Source organism: Paracoccus sp. pheM1 (assembly GCF_018499825.1).
GTDB lineage: Bacteria > Pseudomonadota > Alphaproteobacteria > Rhodobacterales > Rhodobacteraceae > Paracoccus > Paracoccus versutus.
In genome coordinates this window covers 1,012,501-1,028,730 of sequence record NZ_JAGXCX010000002.1, presented here as the reverse complement: position 1 = coordinate 1,028,730, position 16,230 = coordinate 1,012,501, and the positions used below count along the sequence as shown (strand labels likewise).

Sequence of the window (16,230 nt, the reverse complement as noted above, 5' to 3'; positions counted from 1 at the left end):
AATGGCTCATTTAGGGCCACGGGCCGCATTTCGCAAGAAAGCGTGACGGGCGTGTGACGGCGGGTGCGATGGACGGGTGCGTCAGATGCGCAATCGCACCGGCTGGCCCGTGCGCACCGATTCGTCCGCGGCCAGGCAAACGGCGAGCGAGGAGACCGCGTCGCGCATGTGCCGCTCCAGGTCCATGTCCCCGGCGATGGCGCGGGCCATGAAGGCGGCCTCGGCGTCGCAAAGCTGCTGGTGGCCGGGTTCGTCGCGCATCGAGATGTCGTGGTCCGGTTCTCCGACGCGGTGCAGGCGCAGGGTCGCGGTGCGGGTATGGGTGTCGATGTCGTCCGAGCGCGCGTCCTGGGGCATGCGGATGCTGACGGCGCCGCGCGGGCTGACCACGTCCTTCACGAAAAAGGCGGTGTCGGACATCATCGGCCCCCAGCCCGCCTCGTACCAGCCCAGCGAGCCGTCCTGGAACAGCACCTGGAAATGGCCGTAGTTGTACATGTCCGCCGCGATCTCGTCCGAAAGGCGCAGGCCCATCCCCCGCACCTCGACCGGCGGCGCGTCGGTGATCTGGCACATGACGTCGACGTAATGCACGCCGCAATCGACGATGGGCGGCGTGGTGCGCATCAGCGCCTTGTGGACCTGCCAGGTCGGGCCCGAGCTTTGCTGGTTCAGGTTCAGCCGGAAGACATAGGGCCCGCCCAATGCGCGCGCCTCGGCGATCAGGCGCTGCCAGCTGGGATGGTGGCGCAGGATGTAGCCGACGACCAGCTTGCGGCCGGTCTCGCCCGCGCATTCGGCCACGCGGCGGGCGTCCTCGACCGTGGTGGCCAGGGGCTTTTCGACGAAGACATGCGCGCCCGCCCGCATGGCGGCGATGGCATATTCGGCATGGCTGTCGGAATAGGTGGCGATCACCGCCACGTCGGGGCGCAGGCGGTGCAGCGCCTCGTGGAAGTCCTGGCTTTGCGGGATCGCGGCCAGTTCGGGCGGCAGGTCCACGGGCGAGCGGTTGACCAGGCCGACGATCTCGACCCCCGGCTGCTTCAGCCAGGCCAGCGCGTGGCTGCGCCCCATGTTGCCCAGGCCGGCGACCAGCACCCGCATGGCCTAGTCGTCCACGATCGACAGGATCTTGGGCAGGGCGGGGCAGGGCAGCAGCTGGTTGCGGGCCACGTCCGCCAGCGTGTGGTTGTGCAGGAACACATAGACATGCGCCGACAGGCTTTCCCACAGCCGGTTCGACAGCGTCTGCGCCCGCGAGCCCGAGACCCCGCCCGAGGCGCCGGCGCCGACATGCAGCGCGCTGACGGTTTCGTCCACCGCCTCCAGCACATCGGCGACGCGGATCGTCTCGGGCGCCTTGGCCAGCCGGTAGCCGCCGCCCGGCCCGCGCACCGAATCGACCAGCCCGGCCCGGCGCAGGCGGACGAAGAGCTGCTCCAGATAGGGCAGCGAGATGTCCTGCCGCTTGGAGATCTCGGCCAGCGAGGTCAACTCGTCGCCCTTGGCGATGGCCAGGTCGACCAGGGCGACCATTGCGTAACGTCCCTTGGTGGACAGTTTCATCTTGCCTCTCCTCCAGCCGCAAACCATTGACGACGCGTAAGCCAGGGGCTAATTCCCCGGCGCCGTCCTTGAATGCGTCTTGCCTATGTCGGGCGCGCTTCCCAGATTGACGATCTAGAGCCGCGCCGTCACAGGGTCAAGGAACCCGAGTTTCAAAGGAAGCCCATGCCCGAACTGATTTTCCCCGGTCCCGAAGGTCGTCTGGAAGGCCGCTATCACGCGCAAGCCGCGCCCGACGCCCCCATCGCCATCATCCTGCACCCGCATCCGCAATATGGCGGGACGATGAACAACCGGGTCGTCTACAACCTGCACTATGCCTTCCACCGCATGGGCTTCACCGTCATGCGGTTCAACTTCCGCGGCGTCGGCCGCAGCCAGGGCGAGTTCGACCAGGGCATCGGCGAGCTGTCGGATGCCGCCTCGGCGCTGGACTACCTGCAGGCGATGAACCCCAATTCCAAGCATTGCTGGGTCGCGGGCTTCAGCTTCGGCGCCTGGATCGGCATGCAGCTTCTGATGCGGCGGCCCGAGATCACCGGCTTCATCTCGGTCGCGCCGCCGGCGAACATGTATGACTTCTCGTTCCTCGCGCCCTGCCCCTCCTCGGGGCTGATCATCAACGGCACCGCCGACCGCGTGGCGCCGCCCAAGGACACCCATGCGCTGGTCGGCAAGCTGCGCGAGCAGAAGGGCATCACCATCACCCATGAGGAGATCGAGGGCGCGGACCATTTCTTCCGCGACGACGAGGCGCATATGAAGCCGATGATCGACACGGTGCAGGCCTATGTGCGCCGCCGCCTGACCGAGAACACGCGATAGGGAACCGGGCCGGCCCGGCCGGCCTGGGGCTTTGCCATGACCGACCTGACCCTGCGCTTTGCCTTCCTGACCGAGGCCGACCGGCTGAAATCGGTCGAGCGGGCGAATGTGCTGATGGACCTGTCGCGGCCGGAAAACAGCGCCGAGCACAGCTGGCACGTCGCGCTCTATGCGCTGGTCTTCGGCGCCTCGGACCGCGCCATCGCCATGCTGCTGCTGCACGACCTGGTCGAGATCGACTGCGGCGACCATCCGATCCACCTGGCCCATGACATGGCCGCCGTGCAGGCGGCCGAGGAAGCCGCGGCGCGCCGGCTGTTCGGCATGCTGCCGGGCGGCGAGGCGCTGATGGCCCTGTGGCAGGAGTTCGAGGCGGGCGAAAGCCCGGATGCCCGCATGGCCAAGCGCATGGACCATGTCCAGCCGCTGTTCCAGGTGCTTTGCGCGCCCGAGCCCCTGGCCGATCATGTCGCCATCGTGCGCGACAACATGACCTCGGGCCGCGCCCGGCGGCTCTGGGCGGAATGGCCCGAGGCGATGGAGGCGGCGCAGGCCCTGCTGGAGGGTTGCGCGCCCTGCGGCGAACTGGCGCAGCGCCTGGCCTTCCTGGCCGAGGTCGACCGGCTGAAATCGGTGCTGCGCGCCAGCCTGCTTTGCGACGGCTCGCGGCGCGAGAACAGCGCCGAGCACAGCTGGCACCTGGCGCTTTACGCGCTGGTCATGGCGCCCCATGCCAGGCCGGCGGTGGAGATCGGCCGGGTGATCCGCATGCTGCTGATCCACGACCTGGTCGAGATCGACACCGGCGACGTGCCGATCCACGCCCAGAACGGCGCCGCCCATCACGGCACCGCGCAATTGCAGGCCGAGGCCGAGGCGGCCGAACGGATCTTCGGCCTGCTACCCGCGCCCCAGGGGGTTGAATTGCGCGCGCTCTGGGCCGAGTTCGAGGCGAACGAGACCCCCGACGCGGTCTTTGCCAAGTCTCTTTGCCAAGTCGCTGGACCGGGCGCAGCCGGTGATGCAGAACATCGCTTCGGGCGGCGGCACCTGGGCGGAATACCGCGTGACCTATGCCCAGCTGGTCGAGCGCGTGGGCCTGCGCATCGAACGCGGCGCGCCGACGCTGTGGCACTGGCTCAGCGAAAGCGCGCAGGTGTATTTCACCGCAAGAACCGGCGGCTAGCGTTTCAAACCCCGGCTTGCTGCCTCGTGGCGCAGGGTTTCGGCGGTGATCTCGATCAGGAAGGGCGGCTTTTCGCCCCGTTCGTCCGGGCTGTAGTCGCGCCAGGGCAGGCTGCGGTATTCGTCCAGGAACTCGATCCGGCAACCCGGCAGGGCGCGCTTGATCGCGCAGGCCAGGAAGAAGCCGCGCAGGTTGATCGCCTTGAAGTGATCGAAGGGCGGCGCGGGCCAGTCCTTGACATGATGGTGGTCGAACCAGGCGTTCTCGTGCGTTTCGTAGCAATCGGCCCAGAGCCGGCAGCGCGCCGCCAGGCTGGCCGGAACCGGCAGGGTGGCGGGGGCGATGTCGAAGCATCCCTGGTCGTCGCAGAGCCAGACCGCCTCGGCAGCGCAGTCGCCATAGACGCGCAGGTGGAACGGCGGGACCAGGGGGGCGAAACCGGGCGCGGCCCGCTCGGCGCGGATTTCCGCCAGGGCTTTGCGCGTCTTGCGCCGCCACTCGGCGCGGGCCGCGGCATCGTCGGCATACCATGGCATACCGGGCTTTCCTTTCGTTCGGAATGCCGCTATAGCGCGGCCGAGCCGAATCCTAATCGAAGGGACCACCCATGTCGAAGATCAAGGTAGAGAACCCCGTCGTCGAGCTCGACGGCGACGAGATGACCCGGATCATCTGGGACTTCATCAAGCAGAAACTGATCCTGCCCTATCTGGACATCGACCTGAAATACTACGACCTGGGCATCGAGGAGCGCGACCGCACCCAGGACCAGATCACCGTGGACGCGGCCGAGGCGATCAAGCAATACGGCGTCGGCGTGAAATGCGCCACCATCACCCCCGACGAGGCGCGGGTCGAGGAATTCGGCCTGAAGAAGATGTGGAAATCGCCCAACGGCACCATCCGCAACATCCTGGGCGGCGTGATCTTCCGCGAGCCGATCATCTGCAAGAACGTGCCGCGCCTGGTCCCCGGCTGGACCCAGCCCATCGTCGTCGGTCGCCACGCCTTCGGCGACCAGTACAAGGCCACCGATTTCCTCTTTCCCGGCAAGGGCAGGCTGACGATCAAGTTCGTCGGCGAGGATGGCGAGACCATCGAGCACGAGGTCTACCAGGCCCCCGGCGCCGGCGTGGCCATGGCGATGTACAACCTCGACCAGTCGATCATCGACTTCGCCCGCGCCTCGATGAACTACGGGTTGAACCGCGGCTATCCGGTCTATCTCTCGACCAAGAACACCATCCTGAAAGCCTATGACGGCCGCTTCAAGGACCTGTTCCAGAAGGTCTACGAGGAAGAGTTCGAGGCCGAGTTCAAGAAGAAGGGCATCCATTACGAGCATCGCCTGATCGACGACATGGTCGCCTCGGCGATGAAATGGTCGGGCGGCTATGTCTGGGCCTGCAAGAACTACGACGGCGACGTGCAGTCGGATACGGTCGCGCAGGGTTTCGGCAGCCTCGGGCTGATGACTTCGGTGCTGATGACGCCGGACGGGAAGATCGTCGAGTCGGAGGCCGCGCATGGCACGGTGACGCGGCATTACCGCGAGCACCAGAAGGGCAACCAGACCTCGACCAACTCGATCGCCTCGATCTTTGCCTGGACCGGCGGGCTGAAGCACCGCGCCAAGCTGGACGGCAACGCCGCGCTGATGAATTTCGTCGAGACGCTGGAGAAGGTCACGGTGCAGGCGGTCGAGGACGGCCACATGACCAAGGACCTGGCGCTGCTGGTCGGGCCGGACCAGAAATGGCTGACCACCATGGGCTATCTGGAAAAGGTCGACGAATACCTGAACAAGGCGCTGGCGGGCTGATCCGGCCGGAAAGATGTCGGATTGCGAGGGCCGGGAGGGATCCCGGCCCTTTTCGCGTGATCGGCGCGGATTCCGGCGGAGTTGGGAAACGGTGAAGCGGGCAGGAGGCCGGCGGCGGCGCTGCGTCGCGGATTCTTGGGTATTTGGGGAACGAAGAAATCCGGGGGCGGTGCAAAGCCGCTTAACACGCGGCGCGGACTGGAGTATGGGAAGCGCGAGGCATAATCCCGGAGGCCCGCCATGAAAGCTGCCGTCATCACCTTTCCCGGATCGAATTGCGATCGCGACCTGGCCGTCGCCCTGCAGCAGGCGGGCGCCGAGGTCGTGCGGGTCTGGCACAAGGACGAGGCGCTGCCGGCGGGCACCGACCTGGTCGCGGTGCCGGGCGGGTTTTCCTTTGGCGACTACCTGCGCTGCGGCGCCATCGCCGCGCATTCGCCCATCGCCGGCGCGATCAAGGCCCATGCGGCGCGGGGCGGCTATGTGCTGGGCATCTGCAACGGCTTCCAGGTGCTGACCGAGCTGAACCTGCTGCCCGGCGCGCTGATGCGCAATGCCGGGCTGCGGTTCCTGTGCCGCGAGGCGGTGCTGCGGGTCGCGACCGCGGCCTGCCCCTTTACCGCCGCCTATCGGGCGGGCGAGGAGATCCGGGTGCCGGTCGCCCATCACGACGGCAACTACCAGATCGACGCCGAGGGGCTGGCGGCGCTGACGGACCAGGACCGGATCGCCTTTACCTATGCGCCGGGCATCAACGGCTCGGTCGAGGATATCGCCGGGGTGCTGTCGGAGAACCGCCGGGTGCTGGGCATGATGCCCCATCCCGAGCGCGCCGCCGATCCGGCCCATGGCGGCACCGATGGCGCGAGGCTTTTTGCCTCGCTGATGCAGGAGCTTGTCGCGGCCTGACTTGAGCGGCGCTCTTTCGCGCACTAGACTGCATCGACCCTTACGAGGGCGGTGCCGGAGGCTCATGCGAGAGGAAGACAGTTCCATCGGGTTCCCGGAAGGCAGGGCGGGTCTGACCAGCCGTTGGGGACTGCGCGGCGTGATCGCCGTGCTGCTGGTCGTGGCCGCGGGCACGATCTGGTTCACCAATGCCTGGCTGACGGCGCGGTTTTCCGAGACGACGCGGGTGCGCACCGAATTGCGCTCGGCGCTTTATACCGGCAACCTGCTGTCGGAATTGCAGCGCACCTCGGTGGTGCCCCTGCTCTTGGCGCGCGACCCGGCGCTGATCTCGGCGCTGTCGGGCAATGATTTCTCGGGCACCTCGGCGCGGCTGATCTCGGCCCAGAAGGAGATCGCGGCGGCCTCGATCAAGCTCTTGGACGCCTCGGGGCGGGTCGTGGGCTCGACCGACCGCAACCTGATCGGCACCAATTACGTGCAGGAGCCGTTCTTCGTCGAGGCGCTGCGGTCGCGGGACACGGTGTTCACCGTCTCGCCTTCGCCGCAGGGGGCCTATGAGTTCACCTATTCCCGCACCGTCATGTCGGACGGGCGCACGCTGGGCGTGGTCGTGGTGGGGGCGGACCTGACCCGGCTGGTGCGGTCATGGGCGGGGATTTCCGATGCGATCGCGGTGACGGACAGCGAGGGGCAGATCATCCTGTCGACCGAGCCGCGCTGGCGCGGGCTGACCCTGCCCGAGGCCCTGGCGGTGCGCTCGGCGCCCTCGGCCATCGCCCGGGCCTTCCAGGTCACGGCGGATTGGGCGGCGACCCCGGCCGACGCCTATGTGCAGGGCCGCGCGGTGATGCAGTCCGAGACCCGCATCCCCTTCCGCGGCTGGAAGATGATCGCCTTCACCACCTACGAGTCGGTGCGCGAGCGGGTGAATGCGGTGCTGGCCATGGTCATCATGGGCTTTGCCATCCTGCTGGCGGCGGTGTTCTATCTGCTGTCGCGCCGGGCGCGGGTGGAATCGGCGGCCTGGATGCGCGAATCGGCCGACCTGCGGGCGCTGAACCTGCGCCTGACGCGCGAGATCGCCGAGCGCGAGCGGATGCAGAAGGAATTGCGCGTGGCCGAGCAGACCGTGCAGCAGTCCAGCAAGCTCGCGGCCCTGGGCGAGATGTCGGCGGGCGTCAGCCACGAGCTGAACCAGCCGCTGGCGGCGATGAAGACCTATCTGGCCGGGGCGCGGCTTCTGTTGCAGCGCGGCCGGGCCGAGGAGGCGCTGTCGAGCTTCCAGCGCATCGACGACCTGGTCGAGCGCATGGGCGCCATCACCCGGCAGCTGAAATCCTATGCCAGGAAGGGCGGCGAGGCCTTTGAGCCGGTGGACCTGCGCGCCGCGCTGTCGAGCGCGCTGGTGATGATGGAGCCGCAGCTGCGAAGCCGCACCATCCGCCTGCAGCGCAACATCCCGCGCTATCCGGTCATGGTCTATTGCGACCGCATCCGGCTGGAGCAGATCATCATCAACCTGCTGCGCAACGCGGTCGATGCGATCAAGGGCCTGCGCGACCCGGCGATCGAGATCACCGTCAGCGCCGGCTCTCACGCATTCTTGTCCGTGCGCGACAACGGTCCGGGTGTATCGGATCTGGAAAATCTGTTTGAACCCTTCTTCACCACGAAGAAGCCCGGAGAGGGGACCGGCCTGGGGCTGGCGATCTCGTCCGGGATCGCGGCCGATTTCGGCGGGCGTCTGACGGCGCATAACGCCTCGGACGAGGGGGGCAGGGGCGCCGTATTCGAACTTGAGCTGCCGCTGCACGATCCCGGCCACAAGGCCGGGACGCGGCTGGCGGCGGAATGAAGAAAAGAGGTAAAGGCCCATGAGCCGCACTTTGAAGATAGCCGTCGTGGACGATGAACCGGACATGCGCGAATCCATCAGCCAGTGGCTGGCGCTGTCGGGCTTCGACGCCGAGACCTTCGCCACCGCCGAAGAGGCGCTGAAGGCGATCGGCGCCGACTGGCCGGGGGTGGTGATTTCCGACATCCGCATGCCGGGCATGGACGGGATGGCCTTTCTCAAGCGGCTGATGGGCATCGATTCGGGCCTGCCGGTCATCATGATCACCGGCCATGGCGACGTGCCGATGGCGGTCGAGGCCATGCGCATCGGCGCCATGGACTTCATGGAAAAGCCCTTCAACCCCGAGCGGCTGACCGAGCTGGTCAAGAAGGCGACCCAGGCCCGGCGCATGACGCTGGACAACCGCGCCCTGCGCCGCGACCTGTCCGAGGGCCAGCAGGTCATGTCCAAGCTGATCGGATCGAGCCCGGTCATGGACCGGCTGCGCGAGGACATCCTGGACCTGGGCCAGGCCGACGGCCATGTGCTGATCGACGGCGAGACCGGCACCGGCAAGACCCTGGTCGCCCATGCGCTGCACGCGGTGGGGCCGCGCGCCTCGAAGAAATTCGTGCCGATCTCCTGCGCGGCCTATAGTGACGAGATCCTTTCGGCCAAGCTGTTCGGCCCGGTCGAGAGCGGGCTGCCCGCGGTCGAGGAGGCCCGCGGCGGCACGCTGTGCCTGGAGGACATCGAGGCGCTGTCCGATCCCCTGCAGGCGCGGCTTCTGGCCTTCATCGCCGAGCAGGGCAGCCCGGCCGAGACCCGGATCATCGCCATTTCCAACGCCCGCGGCGAGGGGCGCCGGGCCGAGGATTCGCTGCGTCCCGACCTGTTCTATCGCCTGACCGCGCTGAAGATCACCCTGCCGCCGCTGCGTTCGCGCGGGGAGGACATCCTGACGCTGTTCACCCGCATGACCGAGCAATTCGCCGAGGAATACGGCTGCGAGCCGCCGCAGGTGACGGCGCAGGAGGCGGCGCAGCTGTTGCAGGCGCCCTGGCCGGGCAATGTGCGCCAGCTGATCAACGTGGCCGAGCGCGCGGTCTTGCAGAACCGCCGCGGCTCGGGATCCATCGCCTCGCTGCTGATGGCCGACGGCGAGGATACGCAGGAGGCGACCACGACCGAGGGCAAGCCGCTCAAGGAATATGTCGAGAGTTTCGAGAAGATGCTGATCGACAATACCATGCGCCGCCACAAGGGCAGCATCGCCGCGGTCATGGACGAGCTGTGTCTGCCGCGCCGGACGCTGAACGAGAAGATGGCGAAATACGGGCTGAGCCGCAGCGATTACCTGTGAGCGGCACGCCTCCGGCCCGGTCGGACATGGGTATTTGGGGAACGGAGAAATAGCCGGGGCGCGGGATCTGGCCTGGGGATTTGCCTGCCGCGGCGCGCCCCTGCCGGGGGGCGGGCGGGATGGGCGGATCGGCAAATCCCGGCGCTTTGACCAAAAACAGATTGTAACGGCGCGCCCTTCCCCGCTATCTTGCCCCTGTAGGGTGGGCGCCACAACCAATGGTTGCTCGACCTCGCCAGTTTCGCAGCGCGCCAGCCAGCCGCGACACCTGAAAAGTGCCGGTGGTGCCACGCGCGGAAAATCCTGCCCACGCCCCCAGGGGGCCTCTGGGCGACCGTAGATCGCAGCCCCGACCGCGCGAGCGGGATGGGCCAAGAAAGGTAAACAGACGCGATGGATCGCGCAACGCAGCTTGATCGGCAACGGTGGCAGGGGGGTTCCCCGGCCGCCGCGATTGCTGCTGGCGGTGCGGCTTTCGCTGTCCTCTCATGCGGCAGCCGAACCTTGCCCCCGCCACCGTGCGGGCCGGTCCGGCGGCCCGAAAGACGGAAACATGTCAAAGAAAATGCTGATCGACGCCACGCATTCCGAGGAAACTCGGGTTGTCGTGGTGGATGGAACCAAAGTCGAGGAATTTGATTTCGAGACGGTCAACAAGCGGCAGCTTGCTGGCAACATCTACCTGGCCAAGGTGACGCGGGTCGAACCCTCGCTGCAGGCCGCCTTCGTGGATTACGGCGGCAATCGCCACGGCTTCCTGGCCTTTGCCGAGATCCATCCCGATTACTACCAGATCCCCGCCGCCGACCGTAAGGCGCTGATCGAGGAAGAGCGCCAGGCCGCCGCCGCCGAGGCCGACGAGGGCGAGAAGAAGCGCAGCCCGCGCCGCCGCAAGCCGGCCAAGGCCGCCGCCGCCGACAGCGGCGATGCCGTCGTGGTCTCGGACGAGATCGCGGGGATGGCCGTGCTGGACCCCTCGGAAGGCGAGGCCGCGGGGGGCGAGGATCTTGCGGTGGCCGTGGCCGAGGCCGCACCGCTGGCGACGGCCGAGGATGCGGCCGCGGTCGCCCCCGATGCAGCCGACGAGCCGGCAGGCGATGACGCCGCCGAGGACGACGGCATCGAATCGGTCGCCGAGGAGGATGTGGCCGAGGAGATCTCGCCCCCCCGCAAGCCCCGCGCGCGCCGCTACAAGATCCAGGAGGTGATCAAGGTCCGGCAGATCATGCTGGTCCAGGTCGTCAAGGAGGAGCGGGGCAACAAGGGCGCCGCGCTGACCACCTATCTGTCGCTGGCCGGCCGCTATTGCGTGCTGATGCCCAATACCGCGCGCGGCGGCGGGATTTCCCGCAAGATCACCAATGCCGCCGACCGCAAGAAGCTGAAGGAGATCGCCAGCGAGCTGGAGGTGCCGGAAGGCGCCGGGCTGATCATCCGCACCGCCGGCAGCCAGCGGACGCGGACGGAAATCCGCCGCGACTACGAATACCTGATGCGGCTGTGGGAACAGATCCGCGAGCTGACCTTCAAGTCCATCGCGCCCGCGCCGATCTATGAGGAAGGCGACCTGATCAAGCGCACGATCCGCGATCTCTACAGCAAGGAGATCGACGAGGTCCTGGTCGAGGGCGAGCGCGGCTATCGCACGGCCAAGGACTTCATGAAGATGATCATGCCGTCCCATGCCAAGAACGTGAAGCATTACACCGATCCGATGCCGCTTTACGCGCGCTATCAGGTGGAAAGCTATCTGGCCGGCATGTTCAACCCGGTCGTGCAGCTGAAATCCGGCGGCTATATCGTCATCGGCGTCACCGAGGCGCTGGTCGCCATCGACGTGAACTCGGGCCGGGCCACCAAGGAAGGCTCGATCGAGGACACCGCGCTGAAGACGAACCTGGAGGCCGCCGAGGAAATCGCCCGCCAGCTGCGCCTGCGTGACCTGGCCGGGCTGATCGTCATCGACTTCATCGACATGGAGGAGCGCAAGAACAACGCCGCCGTCGAGAAGCGCTTCAAGGACAAGCTCAAGACCGACCGGGCGCGCATCCAGGTCGGGCGCATCTCGGGCTTCGGCCTGATGGAGATGTCGCGCCAGCGCCTGCGGCCGGGCATGCTGGAATCGACCACGCAGCCTTGCCCGCATTGCCACGGCACCGGGCTGATCCGTTCGGACGACAGCCTGGCGCTGACCATCCTGCGCGCCATCGAGGAAGAGGGCACCCGCAAGCGGTCCCGCGAGGTGCTGGTCAAGGCGCCGGTCGCGGTGGCGAACTTCCTGATGAACGCCAAGCGCGAGCATATCGCCAATATCGAGGCGCGCTATGGGCTGTCGGTCCGGGTCGAGGCCGATCCGGCGTTGATCTCGCCCGATTACGCCATCGAGAAGTTCAAGACCGCGACCCGCAACGTGCCCGAGGTGGTCTCGCCCGTGGTTTCGGTCGATGCCCGGCTGATGGCGCAGATCGACGACGAGGAGCCGGCCGAGGACGAGGTCGAGGAGATCGCCGAGGAGGAAGACCGCGCCGAGGACAGCCATGCCGAGGGCGGCGAGCATGGCGAGGGGGGCGAGAACGGCAGCAAGCGCCGGCGTCGCCGCCGGCGTCGCCGCGGCGGCAAGAACGGCGAGGGCGAGGCGTCCCATACCGAGGACGGTTCGGATCACGCCGAGGAGGGTGCCGAGGATGCGGCCTCTGAAGCCGAGCCGGCCGAGCAGCCCGCCGAAGCCGAGGTGACGCCGGCCGAGGTCGTGGCCGAAGTGGTGGCCGAGGCCGAGAATGCGGCCGAAGCCGCCGAGAAGCCGCGCCGCCGCACCCGGACCCGCCGCCGCAAGACGGAAGAGCCGAGCGACGCCGCCGCGGACGCGCCGCAGGCGGGTGTCGAGGCCGGGCCTGCCGTCGAGGCGGTCGAGCCTGTCGCGGAGCCTGTCGCGGAGGCCGCGTCGGCGGATGCTGCGCAGGATGCGCAGGCCGAGGAGCCGATTGCCGAGGCTGCTGCCGATCAGGCGGCCGAGGCCGAGGCGGAGGCGGAAGCTGCCGGACCCGTGGCGACCGACGCCGAGGAAGCCGCAGCCGCGGAACCCGAGGCCGCGGAGCACGAGACCGCCGTGGCGGAGGCCGAATCGACCGTTGCACCCGAGGCCGTGCCGGCACCGGCGCCCATGCCCGAGCCGGCTCCAGCTGCCGCGAACGAAGAGTCGGCGCGTCCCAAGCGTCGCGGCTGGTGGTCCCTGGGCTGATCTGTCGCAGCCTTCCCACGAAAGCGTTACGGGCGCGGGGCTTTCCCGCGCCCTTTCCATGAGCCAAGGTGCCGGACATGTTGGGAATCGAGCTTGCAGACGCCGCCTTTCTGCCCGCCGCGACGGTCGCGCTGCTGGCCGGGATCCTGTCCTTCCTGTCGCCTTGCGTCCTGCCGGTGGTGCCGCCCTATCTGGCCTATATGACGGGGGTCGGCGTTGGCGGGCTGAAGACGGGCGAACGCAGCGCGGTGGTGCCGGCGCTGTTCTTCGTGCTGGGGCTTTCGACGGTTTTCCTGCTGATGGGCATGGCGGCATCGGCCTTTGGCCGGATGTTCCTGCAATGGCAGGACTGGCTGGCGCGCGGGGCCGGGGTGGTGGTCATCATCATGGGCCTGCATTTCCTGCGCATCATCCGCATCCCCTTCCTGGATACCGAGGCGCGGCTGGATGCCGGCGACAAGGGCGGCTCGTCGCTGGGGGCCTATATCCTGGGACTGGCCTTTGCCTTTGGCTGGACGCCCTGCATCGGGCCGCAGCTTGGCATGATCCTGTCGCTGGCCGCCACCGGGGCCGAGGCCGGGCGCGGCGCGGCGCTGCTGGCGGTCTATGCGCTGGGGCTGGGCATTCCCTTTCTGCTGTCGGCCATCTTCGTCAACCGCGCCATCGGGGTGATGAACCGCATCAAGCCGCATCTGAAGCTGATCGAGCGCATGATGGGCGTGCTGCTGGTCGTGGTCGGGGCGGCGCTGCTGACCGGCGCCTTCCCGACCTTTGCCTATTGGCTGCTGGAAACCTTTCCCTGGCTGGCCGCGCTGGGTTAATCCCAGTTCGGTCAATCCCAGTTGGGCGGGCGCTTTTCCAGGAAGGCCTGGATGCCCTCGGCCGTGTCGGGCAGCAGCAGGTTCTCGCAGATCACCGCGCCCGCGGTCTCATAGGCATCCGCAAGGCCCAGGTTGCGCTGCGCGTGGAAGGCGCGCTTGCCCATGCGCACGGCGGCGGGCAGCTTGGCGGCGATGCCGCGGGCCAGGGCCATCGTCTCGGCCTCCAGTGCCGCGGGCGCGGCGACGCGGTTCACCAGGCCCAGCTCGTGCGCCCGCCGGGCGTCGATGAATTCGCCCGTCACCAGCAGCTCGAAGGCGGCGCGCGGCGGAATGGCGCGGGTCAGCGCCACCATCGGGGTCGAGCAGAACAGCCCGATGTTCACCCCGTTCACGCCAAAGCGCACGCCCTCGGCCGCCACGGCCATGTCGCAGCTGGCGACCAGCTGGCAGCCGGCGGCGGTGGCGATGCCCTGCACCTCGGCGATGACGGGCTGGGGCAGGGCCGGCAGCTTCTGCATCATCTGGGCGCAGCGCGAGAACAGCCGTTCATAGGCGGCGCGGCCGTCATCCTCGTCATTGCGGGCGCCCTGCATCTCGCGCAGGTCGTGGCCGGCGCAGAACGCCTTGCCGCGCGCGGCCAGCACCACCACCCGGATGGCGTCCTCCGCCGCGATCTCGTCCAGCGCATCGGACAGCGCGTCGATCATCGCCGTGGACAGCGCGTTGTAATTCATCGGGCTGTTCAGGATCAGGCGCGCAACGGGGCCGTCGTCCTGGCGCAGCACCAGCGGCTGGGGGTTTCCATCCTTCATGCCATTCCTCCTGACGCCACGGCGCGGCTTGTCTTTACCGGGCTTTGCCGGGCAGTCTAGCCGCCGTTCCGGCAGGGGGGAAGCATGGCATTGGCAATGGGCCGCGAGGCGCTGAACGAATTTCTGGACCGGGCATTTCCGCAGATCGCGGGCCAGGTGCGGGTGGAATCGCTGGACGAGACGGGGCTGACCGCGCGGCTGAAGGTGGACGACCGGCACCTGCGCCCCGGCGGGACCGTCAGCGGCCCGTCCATGTTCGCGCTGGCCGACGTGGCGATCTACCTGGCCATCCTGGCCCGCATCGGCGAGGTGGCGCTGGCCGTGACCACCAATGCCTCGATCGACTTCATGCGCAAGCCCGAGGCGGGGCGCGACCTGCTGGCCGATTGCCGCATCCTCAAGCTGGGCCGCATGCTGGCCGTGGGCGAGGTGCTGATCCGTTCGGACGGGACCGAGGAGCCGGTGGCGCGCTGCTCGATGACCTATGCGATTCCGCCGAAACGCTGATGTGGGCGGGGGTTGTTTTGCGGTATTTTGATACCTATTTCACAAGTCATTGATATGGCTGCCGGATTCCAGGCATCGCGCCCTTGACCTGCGCCCGGCTTTTGCCGATATACGCCCATCTCGAATTACAGCCCCCAAAGGGACCGACAGATGAAAACCTATACCGCGAAACCGGCGGAAATCGAGAAGAAGTGGATCCTGATCGACGCCGAGGGCGTCGTTCTGGGCCGTCTTGCCTCGATCGTCGCGATGCGCCTGCGTGGCAAGCACAAGCCGACCTTCACCCCGCACATGGACATGGGCGACAATGTCATCATCGTCAACGCCGACAAGGTGCAGATGACCGGCGACAAGCGCGACGCCAAGAAATACTACTGGCACACCGGCCATCCGGGCGGCATCAAGCACCGCACCGCGCGGCAGGTGCTGGAAGGCGCCCACCCCGAGCGCGTGGTGATCAAGGCCGTCGAGCGCATGATCTCGCGCAACAAGCTGGGCAAGAAGCAGATGACCAACCTGCGCGTCTATGCCGGCGCCGAGCATCCGCACGAAGCTCAGCAGCCCGAAGTGCTGGACGTCAAGTCCATGAACGCCAAGAATACCCGGAGCGCGTAAGCCATGGCCGAAGACATCAAAACCCTCGACGATCTGAAATCGGTCGCGACGGCTGCCCCGGCGGCCGCTCCGGTTCGCGAGGCGCAGCGCGATTCGCTGGGCCGCTCCTATGCCACCGGCAAGCGCAAGGACGCGGTCGCCCGCGTCTGGGTCAAGCCGGGTTCGGGCAAGGTGGTCGTGAACGGCAAGGACATCGCGGAATATTTCGCCCGTCCGGTGCTGCAGATGATCCTGCGCCAGCCCTTCGAAGTGGCCGGCGTCTCGGGCCAGTACGACGTCTATGCCACGGTTGCCGGCGGCGGCCTGTCGGGCCAGGCCGGTGCGGTCAAGCACGGCATCTCGAAGGCGCTGCAACTGCACGAGCCCAGCCTGCGCGCCGCGCTGAAGGCGGCCGGCTTCCTGACCCGCGACTCGCGCGTGGTCGAGCGCAAGAAATACGGCAAGGCGAAGGCCCGCCGCTCGTTCCAGTTCTCGAAGCGCTGATCCCTGCTTCCATGCGATGCGAAACGCGGTCCCTTTGGGGCCGCGTTTTTCGTTTTGCGCCCCGGCCTTGGCCCGGTCCAGCGAGTCGCGGCGCCGAATCCGCGGCCGACTCGGGGCGAAAACGGGCGCCCGGCACGGTGCAGGGCTTTGCCGCCTGCCTGCAAGCGCGGCCAGGCGGGCATTATCTGCCCGAATCTGCGACAGAAAAATGACAGAAAATCATTGCCTTGAGATTTTTCA

The 16,230-nt window shown here is 67.6% G+C and carries 14 protein-coding genes and 1 pseudogene; 11 read left to right on the top strand and 4 right to left on the bottom strand.

Annotated elements, in window-relative coordinates; all coding sequences use genetic code 11:
• Positions 1 to 81: 81 nt before the first annotated feature.
• Both KF941_RS19165 and KF941_RS19160 read right to left on the bottom strand, forming a co-directional pair.
• On the bottom strand, positions 82 to 1,107 hold the full coding sequence (locus KF941_RS19165; RefSeq protein ID WP_214274248.1) for a Gfo/Idh/MocA family oxidoreductase: 1,026 nt from the start codon (positions 1,105 to 1,107) through the stop codon (positions 82 to 84).
• A gap of 3 nt (positions 1,108 to 1,110) precedes the next feature.
• The gene (locus tag KF941_RS19160; protein ID WP_024845794.1) at positions 1,111 to 1,569 is read right to left on the bottom strand and encodes an Rrf2 family transcriptional regulator; all 459 of its coding nucleotides are present in this window, start codon (positions 1,567 to 1,569) and stop codon (positions 1,111 to 1,113) included.
• 165 nt (positions 1,570 to 1,734) lie between these two features.
• Here KF941_RS19160 and KF941_RS19155 point away from each other — a divergent pair, with 165 nt between their 5' ends.
• Together KF941_RS19155 and KF941_RS19150 are read left to right on the top strand one after the other, a co-directional pair.
• Positions 1,735 to 2,394 carry an alpha/beta hydrolase gene (locus KF941_RS19155; RefSeq protein ID WP_036749011.1) on the top strand — a complete coding sequence of 220 codons (660 nt, stop codon included), beginning with the start codon at positions 1,735 to 1,737 and terminating at the stop codon, positions 2,392 to 2,394.
• 36 nt (positions 2,395 to 2,430) lie between these two features.
• A pseudogene (locus KF941_RS19150) lies at positions 2,431 to 3,580 on the top strand (HD domain-containing protein).
• Here KF941_RS19150 and KF941_RS19145 read toward each other — a convergent pair.
• Entirely contained in the window at positions 3,577 to 4,116 is a 540-nt protein-coding gene (locus tag KF941_RS19145) for a hypothetical protein (RefSeq protein WP_214274247.1), read from the bottom strand. The pseudogene KF941_RS19150 and the gene KF941_RS19145 sit on opposite strands and share 4 nt — an antisense overlap.
• 71 nt (positions 4,117 to 4,187) lie before the next feature.
• Here KF941_RS19145 and KF941_RS19140 point away from each other — a divergent pair, with 71 nt between their 5' ends.
• The 6 genes from KF941_RS19140 (at position 4,188) to KF941_RS19115 (ending at position 13,573) form a co-directional block, all read left to right on the top strand.
• A complete protein-coding gene (locus KF941_RS19140) occupies positions 4,188 to 5,402 on the top strand; it encodes an NADP-dependent isocitrate dehydrogenase (RefSeq protein WP_116220422.1) in 1,215 nt (404 codons plus the stop codon).
• 240 nt (positions 5,403 to 5,642) lie between these two features.
• Positions 5,643 to 6,311 (top strand): phosphoribosylformylglycinamidine synthase subunit PurQ, encoded by a 669-nt coding sequence (purQ, locus tag KF941_RS19135; protein WP_214274246.1) that lies wholly within the window; start codon positions 5,643 to 5,645, stop codon positions 6,309 to 6,311.
• Positions 6,312 to 6,375: 64 nt separating this feature from the next.
• Positions 6,376 to 8,169: an ATP-binding protein gene (locus KF941_RS19130; RefSeq protein WP_036749022.1), complete on the top strand. Its 1,794-nt coding sequence runs from the start codon at positions 6,376 to 6,378 to the stop codon at positions 8,167 to 8,169.
• A 19-nt stretch (positions 8,170 to 8,188) separates the two neighbouring features.
• Positions 8,189 to 9,514 carry a sigma-54 dependent transcriptional regulator gene (locus KF941_RS19125; protein WP_036749029.1) on the top strand — a complete coding sequence of 442 codons (1,326 nt, stop codon included), beginning with the start codon at positions 8,189 to 8,191 and terminating at the stop codon, positions 9,512 to 9,514.
• A gap of 553 nt (positions 9,515 to 10,067) precedes the next feature.
• On the top strand, positions 10,068 to 12,752 hold the full coding sequence (locus KF941_RS19120; protein ID WP_214274245.1) for a ribonuclease E/G: 2,685 nt from the start codon (positions 10,068 to 10,070) through the stop codon (positions 12,750 to 12,752).
• Between the two features lie 77 nt (positions 12,753 to 12,829).
• A complete protein-coding gene (locus KF941_RS19115) occupies positions 12,830 to 13,573 on the top strand; it encodes a cytochrome c biogenesis protein CcdA (protein ID WP_036749030.1) in 744 nt (247 codons plus the stop codon).
• A gap of 11 nt (positions 13,574 to 13,584) precedes the next feature.
• On the opposite strand, the gene KF941_RS19110 is transcribed toward KF941_RS19115, so the two are convergent.
• A complete protein-coding gene (locus tag KF941_RS19110) occupies positions 13,585 to 14,385 on the bottom strand; it encodes an enoyl-CoA hydratase (RefSeq protein ID WP_116220419.1) in 801 nt (266 codons plus the stop codon).
• Between the two features lie 84 nt (positions 14,386 to 14,469).
• On the opposite strand from KF941_RS19110, the gene KF941_RS19105 reads away from it, so the two are divergent.
• From KF941_RS19105 to rpsI, 3 genes are all read left to right on the top strand, one after another.
• A complete protein-coding gene (locus KF941_RS19105) occupies positions 14,470 to 14,892 on the top strand; it encodes a PaaI family thioesterase (RefSeq protein WP_036749037.1) in 423 nt (140 codons plus the stop codon).
• A gap of 150 nt (positions 14,893 to 15,042) precedes the next feature.
• Complete coding sequence (gene rplM / locus KF941_RS19100; RefSeq protein ID WP_214274244.1) at positions 15,043 to 15,507, top strand: 50S ribosomal protein L13; 465 nt, start codon at positions 15,043 to 15,045, stop codon at positions 15,505 to 15,507.
• 3 nt (positions 15,508 to 15,510) lie between these two features.
• Positions 15,511 to 15,990: a 30S ribosomal protein S9 gene (rpsI, locus tag KF941_RS19095; protein WP_036749038.1), complete on the top strand. Its 480-nt coding sequence runs from the start codon at positions 15,511 to 15,513 to the stop codon at positions 15,988 to 15,990.
• Positions 15,991 to 16,230: the final 240 nt, after the last annotated feature.